The sequence below is a fragment of the Stenotrophomonas maltophilia R551-3 genome (assembly GCF_000020665.1).
Classification (GTDB): Bacteria; Pseudomonadota; Gammaproteobacteria; order Xanthomonadales; family Xanthomonadaceae; genus Stenotrophomonas; species Stenotrophomonas maltophilia_L.
Genome location: NC_011071.1, coordinates 4,497,431 through 4,505,000 on the forward strand (window position 1 = coordinate 4,497,431; position 7,570 = coordinate 4,505,000).

The window sequence follows — 7,570 nt, forward strand, 5'->3', positions numbered from 1 at the left end:
TGAGCGTTGCCCACTCACATTGACGTGGGCTATGCCTGCAATCCGAACCCTGCATCCCGGCGCGGCATCGGATCGGCGACAATAGCCACCATGCTCGACGCACCCGATACCGCCGTGTTGGCGGTCAACCTAGGCACGCCCGAGACGCCGACGGCTCCTGCCGTACGCCGTTACCTGGCTGAATTCCTGTCCGACCCCCGCGTGGTCTCGATCCCGGCGCTGCTGTGGCAGCCACTGCTGCGCGGCCTGATCCTGCCGCTGCGCAGCAGCCGTTCGGCGGCCAAGTACGCCCAGGTCTGGCTGCCCGACGGCTCACCGTTGATGGTGTACACCCGCCAGCTGGCGCAGGCCATGCAGGCGCTGCTGCCGTCGCTGACGGTACGCCATGCGATGCGCTACGGTGAACCGGCACTGGGCAGCGAGCTCGACTGCCTGGCCGCCGAAGGCGCGCGTCGCATCGTGGTGCTGCCGCTGTATCCGCAGTACTCGACGACCACCACCGCCTCGGTCGAAGACCGTGTCGATGCCTGGCAGCGCCGCAACCCGGGAGTGACCGTCAGCCTGGTCCGCGACTATTCGGTCGATCCGGGCTGGGTCGAGGCGGTTGCCGGCTCCATCCGGCGCTACTGGGAGCAGCAGGGCCGCGGCCAGACGCTGATGTTCTCCTTCCATGGCATCCCACAGCGCCTGGCCGATGGCGGTGACCCGTATCCGCAGCGCTGCGAGGCCAGTGCACGTGCCATCGCCAATGCACTGGGCCTGGCCAGCGACGAGTGGCAACTCGGCTACCAGTCGCGCTTCGGCCGCGAACGCTGGCTGCAGCCGTACGCCGAGCCCAGTCTGTGGGCGCTGGCCGAATCCGGCGTGAAGCAGATCGACGTGGTCTGCCCGGGTTTCGCCACCGACTGCCTGGAAACATTGGAAGAAGTGGCGATGGGCTTCACCGAAACGCTGGCCGAACGCGGCGCGACGATGCGCTATATCCCGTGCCTCAACGCCGAACCGGATCACGCGCGTGCGCTGGCACGGCTGGCCGTGGCGTCACTGGCATGAGCCTGCAGCCGTTTGAGCTCGAGGTGGGTGGCGCCCGCGTCGCCGGCCTGCGCAACCACGGCGACGGCCCGCGTGTGCTGGCCCTGCATGGCTGGCTCGACAACGCGACCAGCTTCATGCCGCTGGCACCCCATCTGTCATCGTTGCAGCTGGTGGCGATCGACCTGCCCGGCCATGGCCACAGCGCGCATCTGCCGGCCGGTGCCAGCTACACCACCGCAGCCGCGATCTGTCACGTGCTCGATGTCGCCGATGCGCTGGGCTGGGACCGCTTCACCCTGCTCGGCCATTCGATGGGCGCCGGCATCGCCAGCCTCACCGCGTCGGTCAGCGACCGTATCGAACGGCTGGTGGCGATCGAAGCACTCGGTGGCCTGCGCGGGCCCGAGGAAGAAACCGCCAACCGCCTGCGCGAGCATGTGAATGCCACCCGTGGCCTGGCCCGCAAACAGCTGCGTGTATTTCCCGACCTGGCCGCACCGATCCGCGCGCGGATGATGACCAACCAGCTCAGCGAAGGCTGCGCACGGCTGCTGGTCGAACGCGGCGTCGAACCCGTGGAAGGCGGCTACCGCTGGTGCAGTGATCCACGCCTGATGCTGCCCACCGCGATCCGCCTCAGCGAAGGCCAGATCGACAACCTGCTGCAGGCCATCGCCTGCCCGACACAGGTGATCTATGCCACGCCGGCGCAGTCCTACTATCCGGAGCCGATGCGTAGTGATCGCCTGCGGCACCTGCGTGATGGACGGCTGGCGGTGTTTCCCGGCAACCACCACCTGCATATGGAAGACCCGGCACGGATCGCCGAAGTGATCCTGCGCTTCTTCAACAACGACAACGCCGGCTGAGTCCGGACCGGCGCGCACTTCACTCTGCGCGCCTGCGGCCGATACACCAGTTGCGGGCCCCTGCGCCCGCGGCACGCGGGTCCGGTCGGGCCTGCGGCGTGTGTCTGGTTCTGCAAGGAAGTCCGCATGCCCGCTTTACTGCACCGTCACCCACAGGATGGGGTCACGGCGCGCCGTCGCTGCGGCGTTGATCGCGTCGCATTCCCCCAATTCCCGGTCCATGCCATGACCACGCCGTTGCGCGTGCACCAGGGCATGGCCGTTGTCGTTTGTTGATCCAGGAGTCGCCGATGTCCATTGCATCTTCCCGCCCCCCCGATACCGCCCGCCTGCCACATCTGCAGCAGCTCGCGCGCAGTGCTGATCGTCGCCTTCTGCTTGGCAGTGCGGCCCTGGCCGTGGCCGGCCTGCTGCTGGCTGTGCGCGGCCCGCAGGTGCTGAGCGCCTCGTTGGCCGCCGTCGCGGTATTGCCTGCCGTGTGGCTTGCTGGCCCGCAGGCGGGTCAGGCCATCGCCCGCAATGGCCTGGCGCTGCTGTTGTCACTGCAGTTGACGCTGTTGTGTGCGATCACCGGTCTGTCGCCGGCGCTGCCGATTGCACTGCTGCTGGGCGCGCTGCTGGGTCATCGCGATCGCCTGCCGGTGTGGTTGGCCGGTGGTGTCGGCACGCTCGCACTGCTGGCGCCGATGCTGGATGGCGCTGCGGTGCTGCCGACCGTGCTGCCGGCCGCCCTGCTGGCCGGCCTGACCCTGTTCCTTGGCCAGGTCGCGCTGCGCCTGCGCCAGCAGACCGAAGCCCTCGGCCACGGTCCACGCCGACTGGCCGCGCTCGCGCGTGATATCGCCACCGGCGCCGATCTCGGTGCACACACGGACACGAGCGCCTATGCCCCGGGCTCGCTGGCGCACGCGCTGGCCGATACCGCCCGCCACGTGCAGGCGCAGCGCGGCCGCGAAGCAGAGGCCAATGCCGAGAACGCACAGATCCGCCAGGCACTGGATGCATCGCGCACGGCAATGATGATTGCCGACAATGATCACGTGATCCGCTACGTGAACCGCTCGGTGGTGGCCCTGCTGCGCAACCAGCAGGCCACCCTGCGCCAGGCGTTTCCCGATTTCGACGCCGAACGCCTGGTTGGCAGCAGCATCCATCGCTTCCATGCCAACCCTGACCGCATCCGCGCCATCCTCAACGGCCTGCAGGTGACCCACAACGGCAAGGTGCAGATCGGCCCGGTGCACTTCGCACAGGTAGTCACCCCGGTGTTCGACGCGCAGGGCGCGCGGCTGGGCTTCGCCGTGGAGTGGCACGACCGCACCCATGAGCTGGCCCTGGAAAACGCAGTTGCCGGCATCGTCGCTGCAGCTGCCGCGGGTGATCTCGATCAGCGCCTGCAGGCCAGCGAGGGCGCCAGCTTCCTGGATGGGCTGACCGGTGGCATCAATCAGCTGCTCGATACCTTGGGCGGCACTATCGATGAAGTGCGGCAGATGCTTTCGGCCCTGGCCAACGGTGATCTCGACCGGCGCATGCACGGTGAATACCACGGTGCCTTCGCTGCGATCCAGCGCGACGCCAATGCCACCGCCGGGCAGTTGGCGCGGATGGTCGGCCACATCCAGCAATGCGCGGCGTCGATCAGCACCGCAGCCAGCGAGATTGCCGCCGGCAACGGCGCGCTGTCCGAACGCAGCGAGCGTCAGGCCGCGCACCTGCAGGAAACCGCGGCATCGATGGAGGAACTGACGGCCACGGTGCGCCAGAACGCCGCCCACGCGCGGGAAGCCAGTACGTTGGCGGCCGCCACGCAGAGCGCGGCCAGCGACGGCAACGCCGCGATGCAGCAGGTGGTCGACACCATGCAGGCCATCGAGGGCGCGTCGAAGCGGATCGGCGACATCACCGGCGTCATCGACGGTATCGCCTTCCAGACCAATATCCTGGCACTGAACGCCGCGGTGGAAGCAGCACGGGCCGGCGAGCAGGGCCGCGGCTTTGCCGTGGTCGCCAGCGAGGTTCGCGTCCTGGCACAACGTTCGGCTGCTGCAGCCCAGGAGATCAAGAAGCTGATCGACGAAGCAGGTCGCCAGGTCGGCGACGGTGCACAGCAGGTGGCCGACGCCGGCCAGCGCATGCAGGGCATCGTGGGCGGCGTGGAGAACGTCAGTCACCTGATGCGTGAGATATCGGCCGCCTCCCAGGAGCAGTCGATCGGTATCGAACAGATCAACCAGACCGTGGTGCAGATGGACCAGGCAACCCAGCAGAACGCTGCGCTGGTGGAGGAAGCGACCGCCGCGGCGCGCGAGCTGCAGTCGCAGGCCGGAACGCTGACCGAAGCGGTATCGGTGTTCCGCCAGCAGTCACCGCAGGGGATTGCCCTGGTCGCCTGATCGCGACCAACAACCCGATCTGATGAGGACGGCGCCCGCAGGGCGCCGTCTTTCTTTGCGTGTTCTGCGTGACGGGTCAGGAAAAGGTGGTTGCCGGAGTCGCTGGATCCGCCAGCGCCGGCTACCGCTGGTAGCTGCCAACCTTGGTTGCCATCGGAGTTCCGGCGCGGAGAGCATCCACGCATGGCGTGGATCTGCTGCCGGTCAGCCTGCCGTGGGTAGCTGCCAACCTTGGTTGGCGCCGCTCTTCCCGGGAACAATCCATCCGCACGCGGCCTGGATCTGCAGGTAGTGCCGGCCGCTGGCCGGCAGCTTTATCCCTGCGCCCTGCGCCGAAGGCGCAATCCCGCATCGGAAGATAATCCCCGAATCATTATCCGGGACACAAAGAAAAACCCCGCTGCGTGAGCAGCGGGGTTTTGGGTATAAACCCTGGCGATGACCTACTCTCGCATGGCTTAGGCCACACTACCATCGGCGCAGCTACGTTTCACTTCCGAGTTCGGGATGGGATCGGGTGGTTCCATAGCGCTAATTTCACCAGGGAGGCTTTTGGAGAGTCGCACTCGTCCCGGAGGACAAGGCGCCAGCCTCGCATAGTTCTTGTGACGTAGCGTGCACTTGGATGCTCTTACGACGCTGTCGTAAAGCCAAGGCAACTTGAGGTTATATGGTCAAGCCACACGGATCATTAGTATCAGTTAGCTCAATACATTGCTGTACTTACACACCTGACCTATCAACCACATAGTCTATATGGTTCCTTCAGGGGGCTTGTGCCCCGGGAGATCTCATCTTGAGGCGCGCTTCCCGCTTAGATGCTTTCAGCGGTTATCGCTTCCGAACATAGCTACCCGGCAATGCCACTGGCGTGACAACCGGAACACCAGAGGTTCGTCCACTCCGGTCCTCTCGTACTAGGAGCAGCCCCTCTCAAATCTCCAACGCCCATGGCAGATAGGGACCGAACTGTCTCACGACGTTCTGAACCCAGCTCGCGTACCACTTTAAATGGCGAACAGCCATACCCTTGGGACCGACTACAGCCCCAGGATGTGATGAGCCGACATCGAGGTGCCAAACACCGCCGTCGATATGAACTCTTGGGCGGTATCAGCCTGTTATCCCCGGAGTACCTTTTATCCGTTGAGCGATGGCCCTTCCATACAGAACCACCGGATCACTAAGTCCTAGTTTCCTACCTGCTTGATCCGTCGATCTTGCAGTCAAGCACGCTTATGCCTTTGCACACAGTGCGCGATGTCCGACCGCGCTGAGCGTACCTTCGAGCTCCTCCGTTACTCTTTAGGAGGAGACCGCCCCAGTCAAACTACCCACCATACACGGTCCCCGACCCAGATAATGGGCCCAGGTTAGAACGTCAAGCACGACAGGGTGGTATTTCAAGGATGGCTCCACTGCAGCTAGCGCCACAGTTTCATAGCCTCCCACCTATCCTACACAGACGAACTCAACGTTCAGTGTAAAGCTATAGTAAAGGTTCACGGGGTCTTTCCGTCTTGCCACGGGAACGCTGCATCTTCACAGCGATTTCAATTTCACTGAGTCTCGGGTGGAGACAGCGCCGCTGTCGTTACGCCATTCGTGCAGGTCGGAACTTACCCGACAAGGAATTTCGCTACCTTAGGACCGTTATAGTTACGGCCGCCGTTTACTGGGGCTTCGATCAAGAGCTTCGCCTTGCGGCTGACCCCATCAATTAACCTTCCAGCACCGGGCAGGCGTCACACCCTATACGTCCACTTTCGTGTTTGCAGAGTGCTGTGTTTTTGATAAACAGTCGCAGCGGCCTGGTTACTGCGACCCTCTTCAGCTATAGCTCGCACGAGCCACCAAAAAGGGTGCACCTTCTCCCGAAGTTACGGTGCCATGTTGCCTAGTTCCTTCACCCGAGTTCTCTCAAGCGCCTGAGAATTCTCATCCTACCCACCTGTGTCGGTTTACGGTACGGTCTGCGTAAGCTGAAGCTTAGGAGCTTTTCCTGGAAGCGTGGTATCAGTGACTTCGCCATAAAGGCTCGTCTCGGTGCTCGGTCTTAAAGGATCCCGGATTTGCCAAAGATCCAAACCTACCGCCTTTCCCCAGGACAACCAACGCCTGGTACACCTAACCTTCTCCGTCCCTCCATCGCACTTACGCGAGGTGCAGGAATATTAACCTGCTTTCCATCGACTACGACTTTCGTCCTCGCCTTAGGGGCCGACTCACCCTGCGCCGATTAACGTTGCGCAAGGAAACCTTGGGCTTTCGGCGTGCGGGTTTTTCACCCGCATTATCGTTACTCATGTCAGCATTCGCACTTCCGATACCTCCAGCAGACTTCTCAATCCACCTTCAACGGCTTACGGAACGCTCCTCTACCGCGCATAACAAAGTTATGCACCCCAAGCTTCGGTTTTGTGCTTAGCCCCGTTAAATCTTCCCCGCAGACCGACTCGACCAGTGAGCTATTACGCTTTCTTTAAAGGGTGGCTGCTTCTAAGCCAACCTCCTGGCTGTCTGTGCCTTTCCACATGGTTTTCCACTTAGCACAAAATTTGGGACCTTAGCTGTGGGTCTGGGTTGTTTCCCTTTTCACGACGGACGTTAGCACCCGCCGTGTGTCTCCCATACAGTCCGTCTCGGTATTCGGAGTTTGCAATGGTTTGGTAAGTCGCGATGACCCCCTAGCCATAACAGTGCTCTACCCCCGAGAGGATACATATGAGGCGCTACCTAAATAGCTTTCGAGGAGAACCAGCTATCTCCGGGTTCGATTAGCTTTTCACTCCTAATCACAGCTCATCCCCGTCTTTTGCAACAGACGTGGGTTCGGGCCTCCAGTACCTGTTACGGCACCTTCACCCTGGCCATGACTAGATCACCCGGTTTCGGGTCTACTGCCCGCGACTATGCGCCCTTATCAGACTCGGTTTCCCTTCGCCTCCCCTATACGGTTAAGCTTGCCACGAACAGTAAGTCGCTGACCCATTATACAAAAGGTACGCAGTCACTCCTTGCGGAGCTCCTACTGCTTGTACGCACACGGTTTCAGGATCTATTTCACTCCCCTCTCCGGGGTTCTTTTCGCCTTTCCCTCACGGTACTGGTTCACTATCGGTCGGTCAGTAGTATTTAGCCTTGGAGGATGGTCCCCCCATGTTCAGACAGGGTTTCACGTGCCCCGCCCTACTCGTCTTCACTGAAATGGCCCTTTCAGATACAGGGCTATCACCTTCTATGGCCGCTCTTTCCAGAGCGTTTTCCTAG

The 7,570-nt window shown here is 62.5% G+C and carries 3 protein-coding genes and 2 rRNA genes (1 of these 5 only partly in view); 3 read left to right on the plus strand and 2 right to left on the minus strand.

The genetic code is table 11. The features are described 5' to 3' along the window. Window positions 1-90: 90 nt before the first annotated feature. The 3 genes from hemH (at window position 91) to SMAL_RS20270 (ending at window position 4,300) form a co-directional block, all read left to right on the plus strand. Window positions 91-1,053 (plus strand): ferrochelatase, encoded by a 963-nt coding sequence (gene hemH, locus SMAL_RS20260; protein ID WP_012512523.1) that lies wholly within the window; start codon window positions 91-93, stop codon window positions 1,051-1,053. Further along, window positions 1,050-1,904 (plus strand): alpha/beta fold hydrolase, encoded by an 855-nt coding sequence (locus SMAL_RS20265; RefSeq protein ID WP_012512524.1) that lies wholly within the window; start codon window positions 1,050-1,052, stop codon window positions 1,902-1,904. Before hemH ends, SMAL_RS20265 begins: the two co-directional genes overlap by 4 nt. Window positions 1,905-2,194: 290 nt before the next feature. Continuing rightward, on the plus strand, window positions 2,195-4,300 hold the full coding sequence (locus SMAL_RS20270) for a methyl-accepting chemotaxis protein (protein WP_012512525.1): 2,106 nt from the start codon (window positions 2,195-2,197) through the stop codon (window positions 4,298-4,300). Window positions 4,301-4,730: 430 nt separating this feature from the next. Here the strand turns inward: SMAL_RS20270 and rrf are convergent. Next, window positions 4,731-4,845 (minus strand): 5S ribosomal RNA (gene rrf, locus SMAL_RS20275). Between the two features lie 125 nt (window positions 4,846-4,970). Then, a 23S ribosomal RNA gene (locus SMAL_RS20280) occupies window positions 4,971-7,570 on the minus strand; it runs 280 nt beyond the window's last position.

Excerpts from the sequence above, each read along its gene's own strand:
- hemH (WP_012512523.1), top strand. The coding sequence starts at position 91 with ATGCTCGACGCACCCGATACCGCCGTGTTGGCGGTCAACCTAGGCACG.
- SMAL_RS20265 (WP_012512524.1), top strand. The coding sequence starts at position 1,050 with ATGAGCCTGCAGCCGTTTGAGCTCGAGGTGGGTGGCGCCCGCGTCGCC.
- SMAL_RS20270 (WP_012512525.1), top strand. The coding sequence starts at position 2,195 with ATGTCCATTGCATCTTCCCGCCCCCCCGATACCGCCCGCCTGCCACAT.